The sequence below is a fragment of the Actinophytocola gossypii genome (genome assembly GCF_025165815.1).
GTDB lineage: Bacteria > Actinomycetota > Actinomycetes > Mycobacteriales > Pseudonocardiaceae > Actinophytocola > Actinophytocola gossypii.
Genome location: NZ_JAFFZE010000010.1, coordinates 230,980 through 252,595, shown reverse-complemented (window position 1 = coordinate 252,595; position 21,616 = coordinate 230,980). Strand labels below are relative to the sequence as shown.

Genomic DNA, 21,616 nt, shown 5'->3' with positions numbered 1-21,616 from the left:
TGAGGTTCAAGTTAGGTGAACCTAAGAATGGGGTCAGCCTTGATCGACTCGGGCAACTCCGCCGGCGGGCCGCTGCTCGCCGGCGGAGCAGCCGGCGCACACGAGGTGCGCGAACTGGTAGCGGTGGCCCTGGACGCGGTGGCCGAGGCCGCGGCGTCCCGCACCGGCCCGGTCCCGGCGGGCGGCCCACCGGCCGTCGCCGCGGCACTCGCGGCCGCGCTCGGCGCCCCGAACACCGGTAGTGGTTCGGGTGAGGGGCCGGACGCGAACGGTACCGGTGGCCCGGGCACGTACGGCGCCGGCGGTTCGGGTGGTGGCGCGGGTGCGGGTGGCGTCGATGGTTCGGGTGGCGGCCCGGGCACGTACGGCGCCGATGGTTCGGGTGGTGGCGCGGACACGTACGGCGTCGATGGTTCGGGTGGTGGCGCGGGTGCGGGTGGCGTCGGCGGTTCCGGCGCGGGCGGTGGCGGGTTGGCGCGTGGTGCGTCCGGGATCCTGCCCGAGCACGGCGTCGGGCCCGCCGCCGCGCTGGGGGAGCTGACCCGGCTGCTCACCGCCGGCTCCGTCGACCCGGCGCACCCCTGGTGTGCCGCCCACCTGCACGGCCCGCCGCTCGCCGTGTCCGCCGCGGCCGACCTGGTCGCCAGCATGCTCAACCCCTCGCTGGACTCCTGGGACCAGGCCCCGATGGCCAGTGAGCTCGAACGCGAGCTGACCGCCGCGCTCGCCCGCCTCTGCTTCCCCGACGGCACCCCGGACGCGGTGATCACCAGCGGCGGCACCGAGTCCAACCTGCTCGGCATCCTGCTCGCCCGTGAGGCGGGCGCCCGCAACGTCGTCTGTGGACCGACCGCCCACCACAGCGTCGCCCGCGCCGCCTGGCTGCTCGGGCTGCCCACCCCGACCGTCGTCGATCTCGATCGGCCCGACCGGATCAGCCTCCCGGACCGCGCGATCGTCGCCTGTACCGCCGGCACCACCGACACCGGCGCCATCGACCCGCTGCCCGGCCTCGCCGCGCTCGCCGACCGCGCCGGCGCCTGGCTGCACGTCGACGCCTCCTACGGCGGCGCGACCCTGTTCAGCGACCGGCTCGCCCCGCTGCTCGACGGGCTCACCCGCGCCGACTCGGTCGCCGTCGACCTGCACAAGTTCGGCTGGCAGCCGATCGCCGCCGGGGTGCTCGCCACCCGCGAGCCGATCACCGCGCTCGACGTGCGCGCCGACTACCTCAACCCGGACGACGACATGGCCGCCGGGCTGCCCGACCTGCTCGGCCGCTCGCTGCGCACCTCACGCCGCCCGGACGCGTTCAAGATCGCCGTCACGCTGCGGGCGCTCGGCCGCACCGGCGTCGCCGCGCTGGTCGAGCGGTGCTGCCGGATGGCGCGCGACCTCGCCGCCGAAGTACGCCGGCACGACGGGCTGCGGCTGTGGGCCGAGCCGACGCTGTCCACGGTGCTGCTGCGGCCCTCGGTCGCCGACGACCACCCGGACGGCGACGAGCTGGTGGCCGAGGTGCGCCGGCGGCTGCTCAACGCGGGCACCGCCGTGCTCGGCCGGGCCACGATCGACGGGCGGGTCTGGCTCAAGCTCACCCTGCTCAACCCGGAGGCCGACCTCGCGGGCTACGTCGACCTGCTCGACCTGGTGATCACGCACGCCGCGGAACTCGCCGGGGTCCCGCTGCCGTGACCCTCGACCTCGCCGGGGTGGGGATCGGGCCGGTCAACCTGTCCCTCGCCGCGCTCGCCGCCCCGGTGCCCGGCCTGCGCGCCGCGTTCTTCGAGCGGGAGCCGGAGTTCCGCTGGCACCCCGGGCTGATGATCGAGGGCACCACGCTGCAGGTGCCGTTCCTCGCCGACCTGGTGTCCCTGGTCGACCCGACCAACCCGCTGTCGTTCCTGGCCTACCTGCGTGACCTCGACCGGCTGTTCCCGTTCTACTTCGCCGAGAGGTTCCACATCCCGCGCGCCGAGTACGACGACTACTGCGCCTGGGCGTCCCGCCGGCTGCCGAGCTGCCGGTTCGGGCAGCGGGTGCGGGCCGTGCGCTGGGCCGGGGACGCCTTCGAGCTGGACGTCGAGCCGGCCGGCACCGTGCGGGCGCGGAACGTGGTGCTCGGCGTCGGCACCGAGCCGGTGCTGCCCGAACCGCTGGCACCCCTGGCGGGCCCGGACGTCCTGCACTCGGCCGACTACCTGCCCGCGCGGGACCGGCTGCTCGCCGCCGAGGACGTCACCGTGGTCGGCTCCGGGCAGTCCGGCGCGGAGGTGTTCCTGGACCTGCTGCGCGCCCGACCACGCGGGCGGCTGCGGTGGGTCACCCGCACGCCCGCGTTCGCGCCGATGGAGTACTCCAAGCTCGGGCTGGAGCAGTTCACCCCGGACCACACGCGGTTCTTCCACGGCCTCGACGAGCCAACCCGCGACCGGCTGGTGCCCGCGCAGTGGCAGCTCTACAAGGCGATCGACGCGGACACCATCGCCGAGATCCACGACGAGCTGTACCGGCGCACGGTCGGCGGCGGCTGGCCGGACGCCACGCTCCTGCCCGGCGTGGCGGTCACCGGCGCGACCGCGCGGCCCGACGGCGTCGAGCTGACGCTGCGGCACGTCCAGCAGGACAGCGTGGCGACCGTGGTCACCGGCGCGGTGGTGTGCGCGACCGGGTACCGCGAGCGGGACCTCTCCGCGCTGCTCGCGCCGCTGGCCGACCGGATCGAGCGGGACGCGGCCGGCCGGATCGCGGTCGACGCCGACCACCGGGTGCGGCTGGACGCGGGCGGGTCGCTGTTCACGCAGAACGCCGAGCGGCACACCCACGGCGTCGGAGCGCCCGACCTCGGGTTGGCCGCCTGGCGGTCGGCGAGCATCCTGAACTCGGTCTGCGGGCGGGAGGTCCACCGCCTGCCGGAGCGGACCGCGTTCACCACATTCGGACTCGGAGGAACCCCATGAGCGGCTGGAGCGACGCCGGATCACTCGTCGTGCACAAGATGCTGGGCGAGCTGAGCTACGAGGGCCTGCTCGAACCGGTCCGCGACGGCGACGACTGGGTGCTGGCGCTGCCGGCCGCCACCTACCGGTTCCGCGCCCGGCGCGGCGCGTTCGAGTCCTGGCACGTCGAGCCGGGCAGCGCCACCCGCGACGGCGAGCCGGCCCGCGACCCGCGCACGCTGGTCGTCGACGCGCGGGAACGGTTGGGGCTCACCGGGTTGCGGCTCGCCGACGTGCTCGCCGAGCTGACCGCGACGGTCACCAACGAGGCCGCCCGGCTCGACCGCGCGCCCACCGCGGCGGAACTGGTCGCGATGGACTACAACACCGCCGACGGGCATCTCACCGGGCACCCGAGGCTGGTGCTGAACAAGGGCCGGGTCGGCTTCTCCGCCACCGACCGCGCCCGCTACGCGCCGGAGTCCGGGCGGGAGTTCCCGCTGCGCTGGTTCGCCGTGCACCGCGACCACGCGTCGTTCCGCTGCGTCGCCGAGCTGACCGAGGAACAGCTGCTGCGCGAGGAACTCGGCGACCAGCTCGACGCCTTCCGCGCTGGGCTGCCCGGTGACGACTACGTGCTGGTGCCGGTGCACCCGTGGCAGGCCGACGAGATCCTCGGCACCCTCTACGCCGGCGAGTTGGCCGAGGGCGTCGTCGTCCCGGTCGGCGAGAGCCGCGACCACTACCGTCCACACCAGACGATCCGCACGCTCGCCAACGTCACCCGCCCGGACCGCCGGGACGTCAAGACCGCCGTGTCGGTGCGGAACACGCTCGTCTACAGAGGACTCGCGCAGGCCGCCACGCTGGCCGCCCCGGCGGTCACCACCTGGCTGCGCGAGGTCGGCGCCGCCGACCCGCTGCTCACCGAGAAGTACCGGTTCGAGCTGCTCGGCGAGGTCGCCAGCGTGTCCGTGCGCCACCCGCTGCTCGGCCACCTCGACGAGCTGCCGTACCGGTTTCACGAGACCCTCGGCGCGCTGTGGCGCGAGCCGATGGTGGCCCGGCTCGCGCCGGGGGAGCGGGCGATCTCGTTCGCCGCCCTGCCCTACCGAGGCCCGGACGGCGGGGCCGTGCTCACCCGGCTCATCGCCGAGTCCACCCTGGACGCAGGGGAGTGGCTGGGCCGCCTGCTCGACCTGCTGCTGACCCCGCTGCTGCACTGGCTGCTGCGCTACGGCGTCGGCTTCTGCCCGCACGGTCAGAACCTGATCCTCGTCACCGACGAGCACGGCGTCCCGCTGCGCGTCGCGATCAAGGACTTCGCCCAGGGCGTCGACCTGATGGACGCCGACCTGCCCGAGTACGCGAGCCTCGCGCCGGAGGCGAGCGCCGACATGCTGCGCTGGCCCCCGCACCTGCTCGCCCAGTCGCTGTTCAGCTCGGTGTTCGCCGGCCAGCTCCGGTTCTGGGCCGAGATCCTGCTCGACGACCTCGGCCATCCCCGCGCCGACCTGTGGCGGCGGGTCCGGGAGATCGTCGGCCGGTACCGCGACGAGCACCCGGAGCTGGCGGACCGGTTCGACGCCTGCCAGCTCTTCGCGCCCGACGTCGAGCGGGTGACGCTGAACCGCGAGCACCTGGCCGGCCAGGGCTTCGACAAGGTCGACCGGGACGACGAGTTCGACGTCCGCTACGGTCGCGCCCGCAACCCGCTGGCCGGCCCCGACCCGGACGGCGCGTGGTGATCGACCACCAGCGCCCGCGCGGCCCCCGCACCCTGGCCGCCCGCGCGGCACCCGACCTCGCGGCCGCCCTCCGGTCCGACGTGGGCAGCGGCACGGTCCGCTCGCTCACCCTGCTGGTGCCCGACCCGCACGCCCGTTTCGCCGCGGTGACCCTCGGCGCGCGGTTCTTCGTCGACACCGTGCTGGCCGACGGGTACGGCGTCTGCTCCTACGTGTTCGCCTGGGACCCCGCGCGGGAGCCGGTCGCCGCGCCCGTGTTCGAGCCGTACACCGCCACCTACGGCGACCTGCGGATGCGCCCCGACCTGGCCACGCTCGCGCCGCTGCCGGGTGAACCGGGCAGCTGGCTGGTGGTCTGCGACGTCGAGTGGCCCGACGGCCGCCCGGTCCCGATCGCCCCGCGCACCGCCCTGCGCGACCAGCTCACCGCCGCCGAGGCCGCCGGCCTGGTCCCGTCCGTCGGCATCGAGCACGAGGTGACCTTCACCGACCCGTCCGGCACGCCGCTCACCCCCGGCGGCCTGGACTACGCCACCCTCGACCCGCTGCGCGGCCTGCTCGCCGCCGTCGAGTCCGACGTGGACGCCGCCGGCCTCGGCGTGGAGTCCCGCCGCGGCGAGTGCCACCCCGGCCAGTACGAGAGCGTCCTCGGCCACCGTGACGCCCTGGCCGCCTGCGACGACGCCATGCTGCAACAGCTGGTCATCCGCCGCGCCGCCGCGGCCCACGGGGTGCGCGCCGGCTACCTCGCCGCCGAGCGTCCCGGCACCGGTGGCTCCTGCCACGTGCACCTCTCGCTGTCCGACGCGGACGCACTGGACCACTTCGTGGCCGGCGTCCTGCACGCCGCGCCCGACCTCACCGCGATCTGGGCCCCGACCTGGAACTCCTACGTCCGCCTCCGCACCGCCCCGTTCGCCCCGCGCGAGCTGCGCGCCGGCGCCGACGACCGCACCGCCGCGCTCCGCATCGTCGGCCGGGGCGACTCCCGGCGCGTCGAGGTCCGCCTCGCCGGCGCGGACGCGCAGGTGCACCTCGTGGTGGCCGCGATCCTCGCCGCCGGCCGGCACGGCGTCCGCGAGTCCCTGTCCGTCCCGGCCGGCGCCCGCCTGCACGACACCCCCTGGGCGGCCCGGCACGCCCTGGCCGGATCCGCGCTGGCCCGCGCCCTGCTCGGCGACGCCATGGTCGACGCCAGAGTGGCCCTGCTGGACGAGGAACTGGCCACCGGCCTGGACTCGGTGTCCGACTGGCAGCGCACCCGGGGCGACCTGCGGCGCTGACCCGTCCAGTCCTGTCCCAATCCGTCCAAGCCCGCCGCGGCCCGCGCCGGCGGGACACCATGTCAGCCATGGTTACTTACCGGCAGCTCAGAGAGGCGAAGCCGGACGTAGAGCCGGCGGAGTCCGCCACACGTCCGGGTCCCGACGGCCCTGCTGATGTCCACCCAGGCCGGCCGCCGACCGGACCAACCCGGCTGCGCGGGATGGCCCCGGCGCCGTTCGGCAGGTCGGACGGACACGGCCAGGCTCGGGCCATCCCCGATCCGGAGGGGTGTACGTTGCCGAACCCACAGGCACGACTCCCGATCTCCATCACGAAGGCAGGCCCCGTGTCCGGAAAGCTCAGCAGACGACAGGCCCTCGCCCTCGGCGGCGGAGCCCTTCTCGGTGCCGCGGCCGGCACCGGCACCGCCGCCGCGGCGACCGACTGGATCCGTCTCCCCGTGGTCACCGCCAACATCGGCCGCACGAACCTCGGCGCACGGGACGACGCGATCCACGACGTTCGCGACGCCGACCCCGGACACCGGCCGCTGGTGGGCTGGCAGGAGATCTGCGAGGGGGACACCGGCGAGCGTCCGATGATCACGAGGTACTTCGGGAACCTCTACCAGAACGCGTTCCTGTGGCACGACAGGTCCTACCGGGTGCCGCTGTCGGTCCCGAGGCCGTGGAAGGTCGTCAGCTCCCGCGCCACCCGCGTACACGGCGGCATTCCCAAGGTGACGCCCCCGCGCTGGATCAACGAGGTCGTGGTCCGGCACGAGTCGCACCCCGACCTGCGGTTCGCGTTGATCAACACCCACTACATCGCCAACGCCTACAACGGCGACAACCGCGCCGACCTGCGGGACGAGTGGAACCTGCACAAGCGCGTGCACAAGGAGCGGGTGCTCGCCCAGCACCGGCTGGGCCGCCTGGTCATCTGGACCGCCGACACCAACCGTCGTGACTACCGGGATGCAACCGGATGGCAGGCGGAGCAGCAGGTCTTCACCGGCGGCATCGACCGGATCAACTGGTTGCCGGGAAACGGTGACGTCCAACTCCAGCTCCGCGGCACCAGAACGGTTCCCATGCGGGTGGACACACACGACGCACGGGTCGCGATCTTCCGGATCCGTCTGACCTGACGAAGCGGGCACGCGCTTGGTGGCCGAACACCCGGCCGACGGTGCGTGGCGCCTCCCTTGCCGCCGCGGTCGTCCTTCACCGGGGATCGGACCGCAACCAGTCGAGCATGGCGTCGTAGACGGCGTCGTGGCACAAGAGGTCGAAGTGGTGCATGCCGCCGAACCACCGGAGGTCCGCGCCCTGTGTGCTGTCGCCGGCGCTGGCCGGGGCCACCAGTAGGTCGCCGAGGAACCGGGCCAAGAGGCTTTCTCGCGAGCGGGTCAGGGTCGCGGCGACGAAGTACTGCCGGACCTCGGTGGGAAGCGTGGGAACGGGCGCCACGGTGGCGGTGGGCTCGGTGGCCCATTCGGTGCGGTGGAGGCTGCCCCGGGCGAGGTCTTTGATGCCGTCGCTGCGCAGGGCCAGGAGCCGGACCAGCGGTGCGGCGACCGCGAGCTTGTCGAGCAGCGCGGTCACATGGACGACCCCACGTTCGAGGGGCGCGCCCGTGTGGGGGGTGCCCAGGCACACCAGCCGGGTCACCGTCGAGAACCACGGAATCGGCTGTTCGGTGGCCTGGAGCAACGCGCTGCGGGCGACCAGCCCGCCCATGGAATGTCCGATCAGGACGATCTCGGTGACCTCCACAGGCCAGCCCGCGACGAGCTCGGTGAGCAGGTCGACGAGCTCGCCACCGTTGTCGGAGACGCGGCGGCCGGTGTTGTAGCGCACGTAGACGGGAGTGCAGGGCAGGTCTTCGGCGAGCCGGCTGCCGAAGTCCGTGCCAGAGCGGGACCTGCCTGGGGCGTGCCGGTGGAACCAGGAGCGCTCGGTTTCGACCAGTCCGTGCAGGAACACCACCAGGCGCCCGGTCGCGTCGGGGAAGGCGGCCGTGAGTGAGTCACCGTCCAGGTCGATCCGGCGGTGGTCCAGCCGCACCGTCATCGCGGCGGGCAGCGCGCCGCCGCGGGCGTCCGCCTTCTCGCCGAACATGCCGTTCGCGATGCCGAGGGCGCGCTGCCCCACAGGAGAGTCGATCAGCATTCGGGGCGGCCGTGTCGCGGTGGCCGCGAGCGAGCCGAGCACAGCACCGGACCTGCTGACTCCTGTGCGCGCCGTTTCGTGGATCAGCGCGGCGAGCCCGTGGTGCACCTTCTCCGCGCCGTGCACCACGTCCCCCAGCAGTTCGGTCAGCAACGTGTCTCCCCGCCCTCGTCTGCCCGGCCGGAGGGCGGGCAGGTGGCGAATACCCCGGCGACGGCTCCGCACACCGCCCGACCACCCGGTGTGACCGAGGTCAATCCTGAGGTGGGGTGCTGAGCCTCAAGTGTCGGGTTGCCGGGGCCAGCCGGCGGGAACACTGCGGGAGGAGCGTTCACCCAGGAGGGGCAGCCATGGCCGAGGACCAGTACACGCAGCGGAATCCGCGTGACCAGTACCCGCGACCGCAGGAACAGCGCGGGCAGGAGCAGGACCATCCGGGCACGGGTGAGGCGATGGGACCGGAGCCGGACCACGGCGAGGACTCCTACCGCGGGAGTGGCCGGTTGGCCGACCGCAAGGCGGTGATCACCGGTGGCGACTCCGGGATCGGTCGGGCCGTCGCGGTGGCGTTCGCCCGGGAGGGCGCGGACGTGTTGCTGTCCTATCTGGCCGAGGAGCAGGACGACGCCGAGCGGACCGCGGAGTTGGTTCGGGAGGCGGGACGCGAGGTCGTGCTGGTGGCCGGTGACATCCGGGACGAGACCCATTGCGAACGGATCGTCGAACGTGCGTTGGCGGAGTTCGGCCGGATCGACGTGCTGGTGAACAACGCCGCCTACCAGATGTCCCAGGACGACGGACTCCTCGGCATCTCGACCGAGCAGTTCGACCGGGTGTTCAGGACGAACGTCTATGCGATGTTCTGGCTGTGCAAGGCGGCCGTGCCGCACATGCGGGCGGGGTCGAGCATCATCAACACGTCGTCGATCCAGGCGTTTCAGCCGTCACCCGAGCTGCTGGACTACGCGTGCACCAAGGCCGCGATCGTGAACTTCACCAAGGCGTTGTCCGCGGACCTGGCGTCCAGGGGTGTTCGGGTCAACTCCGTGGCGCCGGGACCGGTCTGGACTCCGCTGATCCCGGCGACGATGCCCGCGGAGAAGGTCGACTCGTTCGGCGGGCAGACGCCGCTCGGCCGTGCCGCCCAACCCGCCGAGCTCGCACCGCCGTATGTGTTCTTCGCCTCGCAGGAGTCGAGCTACGTCACCGGCGAGGTGCTCGGGGTGACCGGGGGTCAACTGCTGACCTGAGCATCGGCTCGCGTCCCCTCGCGGCCCCGGACCACGTCCTCCCGGACCTCCTCGGGGATACGGCTCCCCTGGTCAGGAGCAGCCGCCTCCGCCGCCCCACCGCCGGAGGCGGCCGAACTACCACCGGCTCGGGGGCCCGGCGGCATGGCTTGGCGGCAGCGCTCACGAAAAGTGACCTGTGCCCCACTGTGGAGGGAATCTATTTGGGTAGCGTCGACGACAACGGCTACCGAAAACTCGCACTTCGAACAGGTTTCAGTTGCGATTATCCGCTCGACCTGCTGTCCCACGGCGTTTCTGCACTTTAACCGAATGGGTGTCGTTGTGCTCCTTCCGGTACCTCCGGTACCCACTACTTTGGGACGCGTCACCCGTTGGGACCAGTCCCCGGAAGCGGATAAACAGAAACGAGGCTTGTAATGTCTACCTGGACGATTCAACGTACTCGCCTTCGCTACAAGTGGTTCACGGACAAGACAACTCGACCGTCCGATGCTCCACAACTGTCCGACCCGACTGGCCAGCTGATCCTGCGTAGCGCACAGGAGGCTTATCTGCCTGCCGGGCGCTTCCGTGTCGATCAGGTCTCGGCTCTGCTCAACGAGTTGCTCACCCAACCGGATCGGCTGGAGGAGTCCCGAAAACAGCTCGCGAGCCAGGCCGGCCCCGCGCTCTACAGCGAGCTCCAGGGCCTTCAGGCGTGGATGCTGCGGACCGGTCGGGGCGACGACCTCTATGACGTCGTTCCCGTGCACAACGACGACTTGCCGAAGGTCTCCGTGCCGAAGCAGTCGCGCCACGAGGAGTCGTGGAACGAACCGGCCGACTACACCCCCACACCGCCGCCCCCCAAGCACGACGCCGGTATCTTCCCGCCGCCCAGCTACGACGAGCAACCTGTGGTGGACGACCGAGGCGTCAACGTGCCGTACCCGAGCTCGTCGTTCCGATCCTGAGCGACTGACCACGCCGCGGACGCCGAGCCCTCCCGTTCGGAGCCGGCGGGATTACCGCCGTGGCCGTTCACCGGCGGGCCCCGCGGAAGAGAATGCCAGTACCGGAGCGCTGGCCGGTCTCGCCAGCCGCGACGACCATGACACCGGCCGCCGTGGGTACCGTGATGTTCGGGCCGAACCGGGGTTGGCGAGGTATCGGGGAAGCGCCCACCGGCCCCACCGGGGCGCTGGCCCGTTCCGGCAGGTCACGCGGGACGCGGGTCATCGGGGCGACCCAGACGTGCCGCACCACGGGCTGAACCGCCATGTCCCATGGTGCGATTCCCACCGTCGTCGTGCGTGCAGGACACCGAGCCGGCTCACTCGCCTCGCCGGTCCGAGCCGCCTGGTTCTCCGCGACAACCCGACCATGGAGTCGCGTCCCATGGCCCGGCTGGCGCGCGCCCGGCGGGCCATCGTGTCGAGCTGGCCGGATGACCGAGCAGTGCGCCGAGGTCCTCGCCGGCACGTCCACCGCGGCGCCCCGTGCGTGGCTGTCGCGCCTGGACGGATCACCTTTCGTGTGCCGGGCCACGCTCCGCTTGTGGTGCTTTCACTCCGCGGGATGACCGATGTCGCACATGGGTGTGCGGCAGGTTGGACGTCCACCTGGGACGGGCATGCCTGGATGCGCAAGGCAGTCCATCTCAACGGAAGGAAGTGGTGACGATGCGGCGGATGGCGTCGTTCGCAGGTGCTCTGGCTGTCACAGTCGGGGTGATGGTGGGGCTGGCGGGGACCGCGTCAGCCCGACCCGATCCCATCCCCCCGGAGCAGTGCGAATGGGGTGGTGGATCCACTGTTTTCAACCCGCACAGCGAGACCGGCCTGACGTGCCAGGGCGGGTTGTTCGACGGTTGGCCGGTGCTCGTCGACTGAGCCATGAGCTCGTGACACGTCGGGTAGGCGGCCGGTCCGGGGCGAGCGGTCGCCTACCCGCTCGTGCCGCTCCCACTGGAGAACCGCCGGAAGCCCGCCTCGAACCACCGTGGGGTCCGGTTCGGGTGACGTGGGAGTGTCCGCGCCAACGGCGTCGGCAGCCTGGTGGAGTAGGCGCGGGCTACCCGCAGCGCCACACGGTCGGCACCAGGGCTCCGGCACTGGTCCTGGTCTGGCCGCCGACGGTGGTACCGTCCGAGCTGAGCGCGCCGGCCGAGGTGATCGTCGACCCCGCCGGCGGTGCCAGGTCGGTGCTCGTCCCGTCCCGGAACAACGCGTACCCGTCGGCACTGTTCGCGAGGATCGTGCCGTTCTTCAGGGAGATGCCTCGGTAGCCGGTGCTCCCGGGAACGGCCGTGACGTCCCCGGACGCGAGGTCGATCAGGGCGATGTCGTCGTGGAGGGCGCGGTTGACCAGGACCGTACCGGCGTCGATGTCCTCCGGGTCGAGTTCGTCGGCTGGACCGAGGTCCTGCGGCGCGCCGCTCGCGCCGTCGCGCCACACCGCGGCGGTGCGGACACCGTCCCGGTCGTAGTCGCTGCGTCCCAGCACGTCGCCGTTGTCGTCGACGGCGAGCGCGGCGATCGGTACGTCGAGCGAGGACTCCAGGGCATAGCCCGTCCACGTGTCGGCACTGCCGACGAACGCGATGCTGAAGTAGTACGGCCAATGCCCGACCGTGCCGCTGCCGACGTACGTGCCGGCGTCGTTGATCTCGTGCACGGCGTCCTGCGTCGAGCCGATGTCCACGGGCTCCTCGCCCGGCCGCTGCCCGACCGGCTGGGACCAGCGGGTGTCGGGGGTGTACCGGTAGCCGATGAGCACGCCGGAGGCGTTGGCGTCGACGGGATTGAACGCGAGGGCGTCCACGATCGCCCCGTCCCGCCACACCACGCCCGACCCGTTCCCGACCGGCGAGACGGAGCCGTAGAACGTGGTGTTCCCGGTCATCGCGGTCACGGTCGCGGTCCCGTCGGCGGGGTTGGGCAGGGTGGACACCGCACACGCGGACGCGTCGGCCTCGGCTGTCGCCTGTCCCGCCGCCGGCAGCCCGAGGGCCACGACGGTGGCGGACAACAGGACGGCACTGGTTCTTCTCACGGCGCTCCCAGGGAAGTTACGGGTGATGACGGTCTGTCGCACCGTAGGAGCCGGCGCTCAACTCATCGTCGCGGCGAACTCGGGAACCAGGCACCATAATCCTCACGGTGCGGATCACCGTGAAGATTGACGATGACCTAGCCCAGTTGATCGACGACGTGGCACGGCGGGAGCGCCGCCCGAAGAAGCAGGTCATCAACGACGCGCTCCGGCGCGGCTGGCTGACGCCACACGAGTCGGACGTACGGCCGGGATTCGATCCAACCGGGTTCAACCGACTGGTCGACGAGCTTGCCCGGCGGTCGCCCCCGTTCCGGGGCCAACGCTGTTGCCCCTGCGATCGACCCGACCAGCGGAAAGGTGGGGCGAGCCGAACACGCCGGCCCGCCCCACCTCGGTCCTACTGGTTGACGCCCTGCCCGTTGAACAGCAGCTCGTCGAGGGACAGCAGGTCGGCCTTGTCCGGGGACCAGTCCGGGTTGACGAACACCGCGTACAGGGTGATCGTCCGGCCCGGGTCGGTCAGCGGGACGTCCAGGTCCACCGTCGTGCCCCAGCCGCCGGTGTTCGGCACGTCCACCGAGCCCACCAGTTCGCCGTCCGGTGCGTCGGCGCGGAACTCGATCCGGCCGCCGATCCCGCCCGACGACGCCGTCACCGTCACCGAGTCGATCGCGGTCAGGTTGATCGGGTCGTAGGCGACCCAGTCACCGTGCTCGATCTCGCCGAGGCGCTTGCCGGCCGACGCGTCCGACCGGTCCAGCACCTCGACCCCCTCGGTGTCCTCGAAGTGCTCGGCCTCCTTGTGCTTCGGCTCCAGCACCAGGTGCGCGGACCCGACCAGCTCCGGCGCGTCACCCGTGCCGCCACCGTCGGTGTACTGCGCGCTCACCGCGGCGTAGAGGTTCTGCCCCGGCCCGTGGCTGTCGCCGGTGTCCGTCCGGACCGTGCCCGAACAGCCGGTGACGTTGTCCATCGGGTGCAGGTGGTCGTCGTGCCCGAGCTGGGACTGCACCACGACCCGGGAACAGTCGATCTCCGTGTCCTCCGCGTCGGTGACCTCGACCTCGAACGGGATCGTCGTGCCCCAGTCGAACATGCCACCGTCCGGCGGGAACACGATCCGCACCTGCGGCCGGGTGTTCCCCGACGTCACCGTGGTGGCCGCGACCGCGGTGAGGTCCGTGGTCGTGCTGGTCACCGTCAACAGCACCCGGTACTCGCCCGGCTCGGTGTAGGTGTGCGTCGGGTTCGCCTCGGTCGAGTCGACCGTGCCGTCGCCGTCGAAGTCCCAGGCGTAGGTGACCGGCTCGCCGTCACCGCCGCCGGAACCCTCGCTGGAGAACTCGACGGTCAGCGGCGCCGGACCGGAGTCGACCGACGCGGTCACCGCCGCGGTCGGCGCGCGCCCGTTGGCGACGTAGTCGATCCGGTAGATGCCGGAGCCCTCGTTGGTACCGCCCCGGCCGGTGCCGCTGCCGGCGCCGAAGTCGATCACGTACAGCGAGCCGTCCGGCCCGAAGTCCGCGTCGAACGGCTGGATCCACGACATGTCCCCGAACACCCCGTTGATCGACAGCAGGTCGCCGGCGTGCGCGTCCGGGAACCGGGGGTCGGTGAACGACTGGTCCCGCTCCTGCACCGACATGGCCTTGAACCAGCGCCGGGTCAGCTCGTAGGCGAAGAACTTGCCGTCGAAGTACTCCGGGAACTTGGTGACCAGCGGGTTCTTCCTGTCGTACTGGTACACCGGGCCGGCCATCGGGCCGCCACCGCCGGAGCCGAGCTCGGGGAACTCGGCGGAGGTGTCGTAGCTGTACCAGACCCAGGCCGGCTGCACCGGCGGCAGCTCCCGCAGCCCGGTGTTGTTCGGCGAGTCGTTCACCGGCGCGGTGCAGTCGTAGGCCGGGCCGGAGGTGCCGGTGGCGAAGTCGTAGTCGTGGAACGGCGTGTTGTTCCCGGTGCAGTACGGCCAGCCCTGGTTTTCGGCCTCGGTGATGCGCAGGTACTCGACGGTGCCGGCCGGGCCGCGCTCCGGGTCGGCCTCCCGCGCGTCCGGTCCGTAGTCGCCGACCATGAGCGCGTCGGTGGCCGGGTCGACGGTGATCCGGAACGGGTTGCGCATCCCCATCACGTAGATCTCCGGCCGCGTCTTCGGCGTGCCGGGCCGGAACAGGTTGCCCTTCGGGATCGTGTACGTCCCGTCCTTGCGCGGGGTGATCCGCAGGATCTTGCCGCGCAGGTCGTTGGTGTTGGCGCTGGTGCCCTGCGCGTCCCAGGCCGCCCGGCCCGGCCGCTCGTCGGTCGGCGCGAAGCCGTCGGAGTCGAACGGGTCGGTGTTGTCGCCGGTGGCGACGTACAGGTTGCCCTTCGAGTCGAACGCCAGCGAGCCCGCCATGTGCGAGTTCGCCCGGCCCTCGCCCCGGAACGTCGGGATCTCCATCAGCCGCTTCTCCGACGCCAGGTCGACGGTGTCGTCGGCCGAGACGGTGAACCGGGACAGGTTCAGCCGCGACTCCTCGGTGTCGGAGTACAGCAGGTACAGCCAGTTGTTCCGCTCGAAGCGCGGGTCGAGCGCCAGGCCGAGCAGGCCGTCGGACTGGCTGGTCATCTCCGGCGTGTACTCGAAGTCCAGGGCGGTGGTGACCGTGAGCGTTGCCTGGTCGATCACCTTGAGCGCGCCGGTGCGCTGGATGTAGAACACCCGGCGGTCAGGGGCGACGGCCAGCTCGAACGGGTCGGCGAGGCCCTCGGTGACCAGCGGAACCCGCTGGAAGTTGCCGGTCTGGGTGGCCGAGCAGTCGCCGTCCTTGGCGCCGGCCGCCCACTCGATGCCGCCGAGCAGGTGCGTGCGGAACCAGCGGTCGTCGAACTTCTCCGGCGCGTGCCCGCCGGCGGTGAACCAGGACCGGCCGCCGTCGTAGCGCTGGCACCAGGACCACGGGTGGTCGACGCCCTCGTTCAGGCCGGTGACGCCGTCATCGGTCTTGATCTGCACGAGGGTGTGCACCTTGCCGGTGGGGTTGGTCCGCCAGTTGTACCACTCCTCCTGCTGCTCCCACAGCTCCGGAAGGTGCTTTGTGGACGGATGGGCGCGGTCGAGCACCTTGACGCGGCCGACCTGCGGCGCGGGGTGGTTCTCGAAGATGGCGCCGACCAGGCCCTCGTACCACTGCCAGTCTCGTTCGGTGGCGGAGGCGGCGTGGATCCCGGTGAACCCGCCGCCCGCGCGGATGTACCGCTGGAACGCGGCGCGCTGGTCGGCGTCGAGCAGGTCCCCGGACTCCGGGGTCGAGTTGGTGTTGTTGAAGACGACGGCGTCGAACCGGGCCAGGTTGTCGTCGGTGAACGCCGAGGCGTCGTCGGTGGCCTCCACGGTGAACTGGTGGCGCTCGCCGAGTTCGCGGATGGCGTCGATCCCGGCGGGGATGGAGTCGTGGTAGAAGTTCGTGACCTTGGAGAACACGAGGACGGAGAACCTCGTGTGCGCGGTCGCGGTGGCCGTGCCGAGCAGCCCGGCCAGCATGGTCAGAACTACGAGGGTGGCGACTCTTCGTGAGGCGGGCATGCGCGTCCCTTCACGGTCAGCAGGGGAACCGGCCGACCCAGTGTGATACGCGCCCGTAACTCAGGCAAGGGCTTTCCTAGTGGCGGTCCACGCGCTATGCTGAAAGAAAGCCCTTTCCTGTCATCGGTCGCTCGAACCGCAGTCCCACACCAGGTCGAGCGGCGTGATGACGCTGAACCGCCGGTGCGCCGCCTCGACGGAGGCGTGCACCGAGAAGGTGCCGTGCCCGGCGTGGTCCCGCCGGAAGGTGATGACGTCCCGCCCGGACGGAAGATCGATGTCCAACCCGTAGGCGAAGATCATGTTCCGGTCGTCCGGGTCGACCAGGGCGAACGGTGTTGCCGTCACGGTGTGGGTCCCATCGGTTGGAATGGCCAGCAGTGCGGGGTGTCGGCGTCGAGGCGTTCCTGTTCATGCGCCCGTCGTTCGTTCCGCCGGGCGACCGCGGTGGCACAGCCGCGAGAGCCACCCCGACCGGCGCTGCGGTGCCGCGAGTTCGCGTGGCCGGAAGCGAGCGCGCCGGATCGTCCGGCAGCGCGCGCACCGGTGCAGCGGCGCGGCCTCCATGGCGGCGGCCAGGAGCACGGTCCCGCACTCCGCCTCGTACCGCCCGTCGCCGGCGTCCCGCGCGGCCTCCTGCGCCACGTCGGTCACCGCGTGCTCGGTCCCATCCTCCTGCGCGGTGATCCACGAGGATCGGATACTGTTCGTGTTCACTCCGGTTGTCTCCGTCTTCCTGGTCCTGATCGGTGCTGGTCAAGACCGTATGCTTCCTTTTGGAAGCGTGCTGACACTTCCGACTTCCGGGAAGGCATGAGCGTGGCGAAGAAGCGACAACCCCCGAGGCCGCGAGACCGCATCGTGGGCGCCCGCCTGCGCGCGATCCGCAGGGAACGCTCGGGCATGAGCCTCGAAGCGGCGGCGAAGGCGGTCGGCTGGGGCCTGTCCACGATGTCCAGAACCGAGAACGGCCAACGACACATCACCACCGAGGACGTGTCGTCGATCCTGACGGTCTACGGGCTGCCCGTGTACGAGCGCGAAGCGATCATCGCCGAGGCAAGGGCGGACAACGCGGCGGGTTGGTGGGACCGCCCACTCCCCGGCGTCCCCACCGAGATGGGCACCCTGGCGAGCTACGCGGCGGACGCCAACGGCATGACCAACTGGGCCGTGTCGCTGGTTCCGGGCTTGCTCCAGACCGAGGAGTACGCCATGGCGCAAATGCTCTCCCAGGACGTGCCATCGGATGTCGCCGAGTTGCGTTGGATAGCCAGGCGCCGACGACAGAAGATCGTCGGCACGTTGGACTATGCGGCTTACATCAGCGAGACGGCGTTGCGGACTCCATTCGGTGGTCCTCAAGGTCACCGGAAGCAGATCCAACACCTGCTGGACGCGCGGGAGCGTGGTATTCCGGTTCGCGTGGTGCCGGAGCATCTGCCGGTAGGGCTGATCAGTCACTCCTGGCTCTACATGACGTTCCCTCACACCCCGCCGGTAGTGAACGTCGAGGTCTACTCCGGCGGCTTCTACCTGCACGATGACCAGGCGGAGCCGTATACCAGGATGATTGCCAAGCTGGATCACATAGCCCTTCCGATCCGCGAGAGTCGGGCTAGGCTTGAATCGATCCTGAAGGAGGCGTGATCATGGATTGGCGCAAGTCGAGCTTCAGCGGTGACAGCGGCGAGTGCGTGGAGATCAGGCAGGACCTGGCCGCCGTGCGGGACAGCAAGAACCCCGGATCCCTGTCGCTGCTGGCGGACCTGTCTCAGCTGGTGGCGACGGTGAAGTCCGGCAGCCTGGACCGCTGACCAAGAATGATCAACCACTCGGCTCCCGCACCTCCCCGTGTCGGGAGCCGAGTGGTCGCCAACAAAGGAGCGATCATGGACTGGCGCAAGTCGAGCTACAGCGGAACCGGCGGCGACTGCGTGGAAATCAGGCAGGACCTGGCCGCCCTGCGGGACAGCAAGAACGACACTGGCCCCACCCTGGTCGCTGACCTGTCCCGGTTGCTGGCAACGGTGAAGTCCGGCGACCTGCACCGCTGACCCAGAACGCGATCGTCCAGCACGTCGTGGATCGGCGCGTCAACGCCGGCACCTAGATCAGGCGGCTGGTGAAACCCGCGCCGACGAGGCGTTGGTAGGCGGCGTGGACGTGGCCGGGTACGTCTTGCTCGACGGCGAAGCCACGGTGGGCGTATTCGGTGATGCGCTGGGTGTCGCCGACGAGCATGTTGATCACTCGGTCGACGTCGCCGATGCTCGCGACATACTCGTCGAGTGGCAAAGGCCGGGAGGCGCACACGACGTCGGCCTCGGGCCAGACCTTGCGGCAGGTCGCGTAGGCGCGTCGTTGTTGGTAGGGCCGGGAGATCAGCATGACCGATTCGGGGTGAATGCCGGTGTCGGCGAGAACGTGACGGCTGTTGGTGAGGTTCTGGCTGGTGTTGGTCGCCTCGGTCTCGATCAGAATCGCCTCGGCCGGCACGCCGATGCTGATGGCGTGTTCGCTGTAGTGGATGGCCTCGCCTCGGGGAAACCGTTCGATCGTGGTGGGCGCGTTCGCGCCAGTGAACACGATGCGCGGGAACATGCCGCGCTGGTACAGGTCGGCGGTGTGGATCGCGACCCCGAGGTCGTGCGAGCCAAGGCCGATGCCGACGTCGCAGCGGCGTGGCTGGTGGCCCAGGTCGTGGTAGCCCCACAGGGTCTCCACGTCAGCGCGCAGGTCCGGGGGAAGCGTCCTGCTCGCCATGGCGAGGCACTTTAGGCCGGCGTGGATCGGTGCCGTGTCCGGCACGCCGGGCGGAGGTTCGGTGACGAGCCGGGGCGGGACCTGTCGGCGGCGATGGTGCCGAGACGAAGGCTCCGGAGGTTGGTCACGCCGCGGGCGAGGTCGAGACCGACGTTTCCAGGGGCCGGAAGAGCATCGCCTCGCGCGAGGTGTTCCTGCCAGCCCGTGAGTAGCGATGCTGGTTCCACAAGATCGCCAACGTGCTGGTCGCACCGCCCAGATGCGCGCATCCTGGAGATCGTGACTACCCCCGGAACACTGGATCCATCCGCGTACCACCGATCTCGTCGAGTCGACCTTCGCCATACACTGCGGGGCCCCACCAGGTCAGGAAGGAAACGATGACGGCCATAGACAAGATCGCGTGGATTCGGCTGGAAAGCGGCAAGATCCTCAGTACGCGGTCGCACGGCAAGGACGTCTACTACCTCCCCGGCGGCAAACGCGAACCCGGCGAAACCGACATCCAGACCCTCGTCCGGGAGATCGACGAAGAACTCGCCGTCACCATCGCTCCCGCCACCGCGGCACACGCCGGGACCTTCCGAGCCCAAGCACACGGCCACGCCAACGGCATCACGGTGCGCATGACCTGCTACACCGCCGACTACCAAGGCACCCTGACCCCCAGCAGCGAGATCGCGGAGCTCATCTGGCTGACCTACGCCGACCGCGATCGCGTGTCCCCCGTCGACCAAATCATCTTCGACCATCTACATCAGACCGGACAACTCACCTGACACTTTCTTCGCGGACATCCTTCCCCTGTTCGGCGAACTCCTTGAAATCCTGCATGTGCTGTTGTGACTGCTTGTGAAAGGCGCCGGGCATCAGACGCCCCACCAGTCGCATCAACAGGCCGCTGAACCGGTACTCGCTCTCCTGCTCCCAGTGCGTCGTTCCCGGATCGGCTTCGGTCAGCCGGTCGCGCACGACGCTCCACATGCCCGCGCCGACGATCTCGCGGTCGAAGTGCACCACGGTCCCTTCGGGAATCTCGTGCAGGTCCGCCGGGTCCCGGCGGGTGATCGTCTCGGTGCACTCGATCTTCCGCTTCCCCGACTGCATCACGACCCGCGACTTGGTACCGAGCTGCCCGTGTACCCCACTCAGCGGCTCGTGCACCACCATGCCTCGCAGCCACTTCGGCAGGTGTGCCGGGTCGGCGAGCAGTTGGGCCGTCTTCTCCCGCGGCAGGGCGATCTCGATCGAGTTGGTGTACTTCACAACGCGCATTCCTTCTGAGGTGGAAGTCAGGTCGGGTCGGGTGCGTAGAACTTCGTCGTGGCCTCGACCGCGGCCGCGACGTGCTTCGGGTCGCCACCGGCGGCCAGATGGGCCTCGCCCCAGGCCGCGGCGCTGCGCCGGATGAACTCGCGCATTTCGGGCGACTTCTCGAGCGCCTCGTGGTCGGCGGTCTCGCCGTCGGCCAACAGGCGGGCCAGGGCGAGGAGACGCAGGTCCCAGCCGACGCCGCCGGCACCGGGGCCGTAGGTCGGGAAGAGGGGCTCCTCGACGACCGCTGCGTGGATCAGCTCGAACTCGGTGTCGCCGGTCGGGCCAGGGGCCAGGCGCACTTCCACCTCGCTCGTGCCGGGCCAGGCGTCGCCGTCCGGCCCGAAGAGCCAGGACACCTTCAACAGGCGCGGCGGGTCGCACCGGAGGATCTCGCCGTGTTCACCACTGTCCAAGTCGAACTTCCCGCCGAGCCGCAGGTCTCCGGTGACCGGGTTCAACCAGCGACGCAGCCGTTCGGGGCTGGTGACGGCGTCCCAGACGTCGTCGATCCGCGCGTCGTATCGCCGCCGCACCTCAATGGTGTATGCGTCGCCGGCGGGCACGCTGCCCTTGCCCAGTGCCCGGCGCGCGGCGGCCAGTTCGTCCAGTACGTCTTTCATGTCAGGTTCCCTTCGCTGATGGATCGGTCCTGCCCCGGGCCAGCTCGGTTCCCAGAGCGTCGAGGCGTTGTTCCCAGAACCGGCGAAACCGGTCCAACCACGCGTCGACCTCGCTCAGCGGCGCGGGCTCGACGGCGTAGAACCTGCGAGCGCCCTCGGCCCGCACCGACGCGAACCCGCTGTCACGCAGCACGCGCAGATGCTGTGAGACGGCCGGCTGGGAGAGTCCGAACTCGGCCCGGATCACATCCGTGATCGCGCCGGAGGTCTGCTCACCGTCGGCGAGCAGCTCCAGGATGCGCCGGCGACGAGGGTCGCCGAGGATGTCGAACGCGTGCACGATCGAATCATACCGGCCCTCACTTATATAAGTCAGACCTGGTGTCCTGATGGTGGCTAGGGTGTCGCAGGTGACCGAATCGGAGTCCGCCGCACCCGCTGCCGGCGCCATGTTGCCCGTGGAGCAGTACGTGGCGAGGTTGGCCAGGAAGCGGATGGCCGCCGGGATCGTGTTCCGTGACGGCGCGGGCCGGGTGTTGCTGGTCGAGCCGTCGTACAAGCCGAACTGGGAGATGCCCGGCGGTGCGGTCGAGGCCGACGAGTCACCGTGGGCGGCGGCGTCCCGCGAGCTCGCCGAGGAGCTGGGCTGGGACCGCCCGGTGGGTCGGCTGTTGGTCGTCGACTACGTGCGCCCGCGGGAATCCCGCCCGGAAGCCGTGGTGTTCGTCTTCGACGGCGGCGTGTTGGACGAAACGGGCCTGGTGGATCTGGCGTTCCCCGACGGGGAGATCCTCTCCGCCGGCTTCTACACACTGGCGGAGGCCAGGGGCAAGGTGAAGCCGATGTTGGCCGACCGGATCGCCGCCGCGCTGGAGGCCGTGGAACAGGGTGTGACCGTGTTGTGCGAGCAGGGTCAGCGCATCGCTTGACGT

The 21,616-nt window shown here is 70.7% G+C and carries 21 protein-coding genes; 12 read left to right on the top strand and 9 right to left on the bottom strand.

What is annotated here, in order from left to right; translation table 11 throughout:
- Nucleotides 1-27: 27 nt before the first annotated feature.
- From JT362_RS12375 to JT362_RS12355, 5 genes are all read left to right on the top strand, one after another.
- Complete coding sequence (locus JT362_RS12375) at nucleotides 28-1,695, top strand: pyridoxal phosphate-dependent decarboxylase family protein (protein WP_260191276.1); 1,668 nt, start codon at nucleotides 28-30, stop codon at nucleotides 1,693-1,695.
- The gene (locus JT362_RS12370; protein WP_260191275.1) at nucleotides 1,692-2,960 is read left to right on the top strand and encodes a lysine N(6)-hydroxylase/L-ornithine N(5)-oxygenase family protein; all 1,269 of its coding nucleotides are present in this window, start codon (nucleotides 1,692-1,694) and stop codon (nucleotides 2,958-2,960) included. Before JT362_RS12375 ends, JT362_RS12370 begins: the two co-directional genes overlap by 4 nt.
- The gene (locus JT362_RS12365) at nucleotides 2,957-4,687 is read left to right on the top strand and encodes an IucA/IucC family protein (protein WP_260191274.1); all 1,731 of its coding nucleotides are present in this window, start codon (nucleotides 2,957-2,959) and stop codon (nucleotides 4,685-4,687) included. The genes JT362_RS12370 and JT362_RS12365 overlap by 4 nt, the downstream gene beginning before the upstream one ends.
- Nucleotides 4,681-5,970 (top strand): type I glutamate--ammonia ligase, encoded by a 1,290-nt coding sequence (locus JT362_RS12360; protein WP_311202694.1) that lies wholly within the window; start codon nucleotides 4,681-4,683, stop codon nucleotides 5,968-5,970. The genes JT362_RS12365 and JT362_RS12360 overlap by 7 nt, the downstream gene beginning before the upstream one ends.
- A gap of 329 nt (nucleotides 5,971-6,299) precedes the next feature.
- On the top strand, nucleotides 6,300-7,103 hold the full coding sequence (locus JT362_RS12355; RefSeq protein WP_260191273.1) for a hypothetical protein: 804 nt from the start codon (nucleotides 6,300-6,302) through the stop codon (nucleotides 7,101-7,103).
- A gap of 76 nt (nucleotides 7,104-7,179) precedes the next feature.
- On the opposite strand, the gene JT362_RS12350 is transcribed toward JT362_RS12355, so the two are convergent.
- The gene (locus JT362_RS12350) at nucleotides 7,180-8,280 is read right to left on the bottom strand and encodes an alpha/beta hydrolase (RefSeq protein ID WP_260191272.1); all 1,101 of its coding nucleotides are present in this window, start codon (nucleotides 8,278-8,280) and stop codon (nucleotides 7,180-7,182) included.
- Between the two features lie 197 nt (nucleotides 8,281-8,477).
- Between JT362_RS12350 and JT362_RS12345 the strand changes: the two genes are divergently transcribed.
- Both JT362_RS12345 and JT362_RS12340 read left to right on the top strand, forming a co-directional pair.
- On the top strand, nucleotides 8,478-9,377 hold the full coding sequence (locus tag JT362_RS12345) for an SDR family oxidoreductase (protein WP_260191271.1): 900 nt from the start codon (nucleotides 8,478-8,480) through the stop codon (nucleotides 9,375-9,377).
- A 419-nt stretch (nucleotides 9,378-9,796) separates the two neighbouring features.
- Nucleotides 9,797-10,333, top strand: a complete 537-nt coding sequence (locus JT362_RS12340) for a hypothetical protein (protein ID WP_260191270.1) — start codon at nucleotides 9,797-9,799, stop codon at nucleotides 10,331-10,333.
- A 1,099-nt stretch (nucleotides 10,334-11,432) separates the two neighbouring features.
- Here JT362_RS12340 and JT362_RS12335 read toward each other — a convergent pair.
- The 4 genes from JT362_RS12335 to JT362_RS12315 form a co-directional block, all read right to left on the bottom strand.
- On the bottom strand, nucleotides 11,433-12,413 hold the full coding sequence (locus JT362_RS12335) for a hypothetical protein (protein ID WP_260191269.1): 981 nt from the start codon (nucleotides 12,411-12,413) through the stop codon (nucleotides 11,433-11,435).
- Nucleotides 12,414-12,813: 400 nt separating this feature from the next.
- Nucleotides 12,814-15,981, bottom strand: a complete 3,168-nt coding sequence (locus tag JT362_RS12325; protein WP_260191268.1) for a ThuA domain-containing protein — start codon at nucleotides 15,979-15,981, stop codon at nucleotides 12,814-12,816.
- A 120-nt stretch (nucleotides 15,982-16,101) separates the two neighbouring features.
- Nucleotides 16,102-16,329: a hypothetical protein gene (locus tag JT362_RS12320; protein ID WP_260191267.1), complete on the bottom strand. Its 228-nt coding sequence runs from the start codon at nucleotides 16,327-16,329 to the stop codon at nucleotides 16,102-16,104.
- A gap of 63 nt (nucleotides 16,330-16,392) precedes the next feature.
- On the bottom strand, nucleotides 16,393-16,698 hold the full coding sequence (locus JT362_RS12315; protein WP_260191266.1) for a hypothetical protein: 306 nt from the start codon (nucleotides 16,696-16,698) through the stop codon (nucleotides 16,393-16,395).
- A gap of 144 nt (nucleotides 16,699-16,842) precedes the next feature.
- Between JT362_RS12315 and JT362_RS12310 the strand changes: the two genes are divergently transcribed.
- The 3 genes from JT362_RS12310 to JT362_RS12300 all read left to right on the top strand — a co-directional run bounded on the left by JT362_RS12310 (nucleotide 16,843) and on the right by JT362_RS12300 (nucleotide 18,038).
- Nucleotides 16,843-17,631: a helix-turn-helix domain-containing protein gene (locus JT362_RS12310; RefSeq protein WP_260191265.1), complete on the top strand. Its 789-nt coding sequence runs from the start codon at nucleotides 16,843-16,845 to the stop codon at nucleotides 17,629-17,631.
- A 2-nt stretch (nucleotides 17,632-17,633) separates the two neighbouring features.
- Nucleotides 17,634-17,798 carry a DUF397 domain-containing protein gene (locus tag JT362_RS12305; RefSeq protein ID WP_260191264.1) on the top strand — a complete coding sequence of 55 codons (165 nt, stop codon included), beginning with the start codon at nucleotides 17,634-17,636 and terminating at the stop codon, nucleotides 17,796-17,798.
- Nucleotides 17,799-17,873: 75 nt separating this feature from the next.
- Complete coding sequence (locus JT362_RS12300; protein WP_260191263.1) at nucleotides 17,874-18,038, top strand: DUF397 domain-containing protein; 165 nt, start codon at nucleotides 17,874-17,876, stop codon at nucleotides 18,036-18,038.
- 52 nt (nucleotides 18,039-18,090) lie between these two features.
- Here the strand turns inward: JT362_RS12300 and JT362_RS12295 are convergent, their stop codons facing one another.
- Nucleotides 18,091-18,747, bottom strand: a complete 657-nt coding sequence (locus JT362_RS12295) for a YdcF family protein (protein WP_260191262.1) — start codon at nucleotides 18,745-18,747, stop codon at nucleotides 18,091-18,093.
- A 380-nt stretch (nucleotides 18,748-19,127) separates the two neighbouring features.
- On the opposite strand from JT362_RS12295, the gene JT362_RS12290 reads away from it, so the two are divergent.
- Nucleotides 19,128-19,526 carry an NUDIX hydrolase gene (locus tag JT362_RS12290; RefSeq protein ID WP_260191261.1) on the top strand — a complete coding sequence of 133 codons (399 nt, stop codon included), beginning with the start codon at nucleotides 19,128-19,130 and terminating at the stop codon, nucleotides 19,524-19,526.
- Here JT362_RS12290 and JT362_RS12285 read toward each other — a convergent pair.
- From JT362_RS12285 to JT362_RS12275, 3 genes are read right to left on the bottom strand one after another with little or no spacing between them, the layout of a single operon-like run.
- Nucleotides 19,519-20,013 (bottom strand): SRPBCC family protein, encoded by a 495-nt coding sequence (locus JT362_RS12285; protein WP_260191260.1) that lies wholly within the window; start codon nucleotides 20,011-20,013, stop codon nucleotides 19,519-19,521. The genes JT362_RS12290 and JT362_RS12285 overlap by 8 nt on opposite strands.
- 26 nt (nucleotides 20,014-20,039) lie before the next feature.
- Nucleotides 20,040-20,684 carry an SRPBCC domain-containing protein gene (locus tag JT362_RS12280; RefSeq protein ID WP_260191259.1) on the bottom strand — a complete coding sequence of 215 codons (645 nt, stop codon included), beginning with the start codon at nucleotides 20,682-20,684 and terminating at the stop codon, nucleotides 20,040-20,042.
- 1 nt (nucleotide 20,685) lies between these two features.
- Nucleotides 20,686-21,024, bottom strand: a complete 339-nt coding sequence (locus JT362_RS12275; RefSeq protein WP_260191258.1) for an ArsR/SmtB family transcription factor — start codon at nucleotides 21,022-21,024, stop codon at nucleotides 20,686-20,688.
- Nucleotides 21,025-21,094: 70 nt separating this feature from the next.
- Here JT362_RS12275 and JT362_RS12270 point away from each other — a divergent pair, with 70 nt between their 5' ends.
- Nucleotides 21,095-21,613 (top strand): NUDIX domain-containing protein, encoded by a 519-nt coding sequence (locus JT362_RS12270; RefSeq protein ID WP_260191257.1) that lies wholly within the window; start codon nucleotides 21,095-21,097, stop codon nucleotides 21,611-21,613.
- The last annotated feature ends 3 nt before the right edge of the window (nucleotides 21,614-21,616 follow it).

What these genes read in the sequence shown, in the direction of transcription:
- JT362_RS12375 (WP_260191276.1), top strand. Translation starts at nt 28, where the DNA reads ATGGGGTCAGCCTTGATCGACTCGGGCAACTCCGCCGGCGGGCCGCTG.
- JT362_RS12365 (WP_260191274.1), top strand. Translation starts at nt 2,957, where the DNA reads ATGAGCGGCTGGAGCGACGCCGGATCACTCGTCGTGCACAAGATGCTG.
- JT362_RS12345 (WP_260191271.1), top strand. Translation starts at nt 8,478, where the DNA reads ATGGCCGAGGACCAGTACACGCAGCGGAATCCGCGTGACCAGTACCCG.
- JT362_RS12340 (WP_260191270.1), top strand. Translation starts at nt 9,797, where the DNA reads ATGTCTACCTGGACGATTCAACGTACTCGCCTTCGCTACAAGTGGTTC.
- JT362_RS12325 (WP_260191268.1), bottom strand. Translation starts at nt 15,981, where the DNA reads ATGCCCGCCTCACGAAGAGTCGCCACCCTCGTAGTTCTGACCATGCTG.
- JT362_RS12305 (WP_260191264.1), top strand. Translation starts at nt 17,634, where the DNA reads ATGGATTGGCGCAAGTCGAGCTTCAGCGGTGACAGCGGCGAGTGCGTG.
- JT362_RS12300 (WP_260191263.1), top strand. Translation starts at nt 17,874, where the DNA reads ATGGACTGGCGCAAGTCGAGCTACAGCGGAACCGGCGGCGACTGCGTG.
- JT362_RS12295 (WP_260191262.1), bottom strand. Translation starts at nt 18,747, where the DNA reads ATGGCGAGCAGGACGCTTCCCCCGGACCTGCGCGCTGACGTGGAGACC.
- JT362_RS12290 (WP_260191261.1), top strand. Translation starts at nt 19,128, where the DNA reads ATGACGGCCATAGACAAGATCGCGTGGATTCGGCTGGAAAGCGGCAAG.
- JT362_RS12280 (WP_260191259.1), bottom strand. Translation starts at nt 20,684, where the DNA reads ATGAAAGACGTACTGGACGAACTGGCCGCCGCGCGCCGGGCACTGGGC.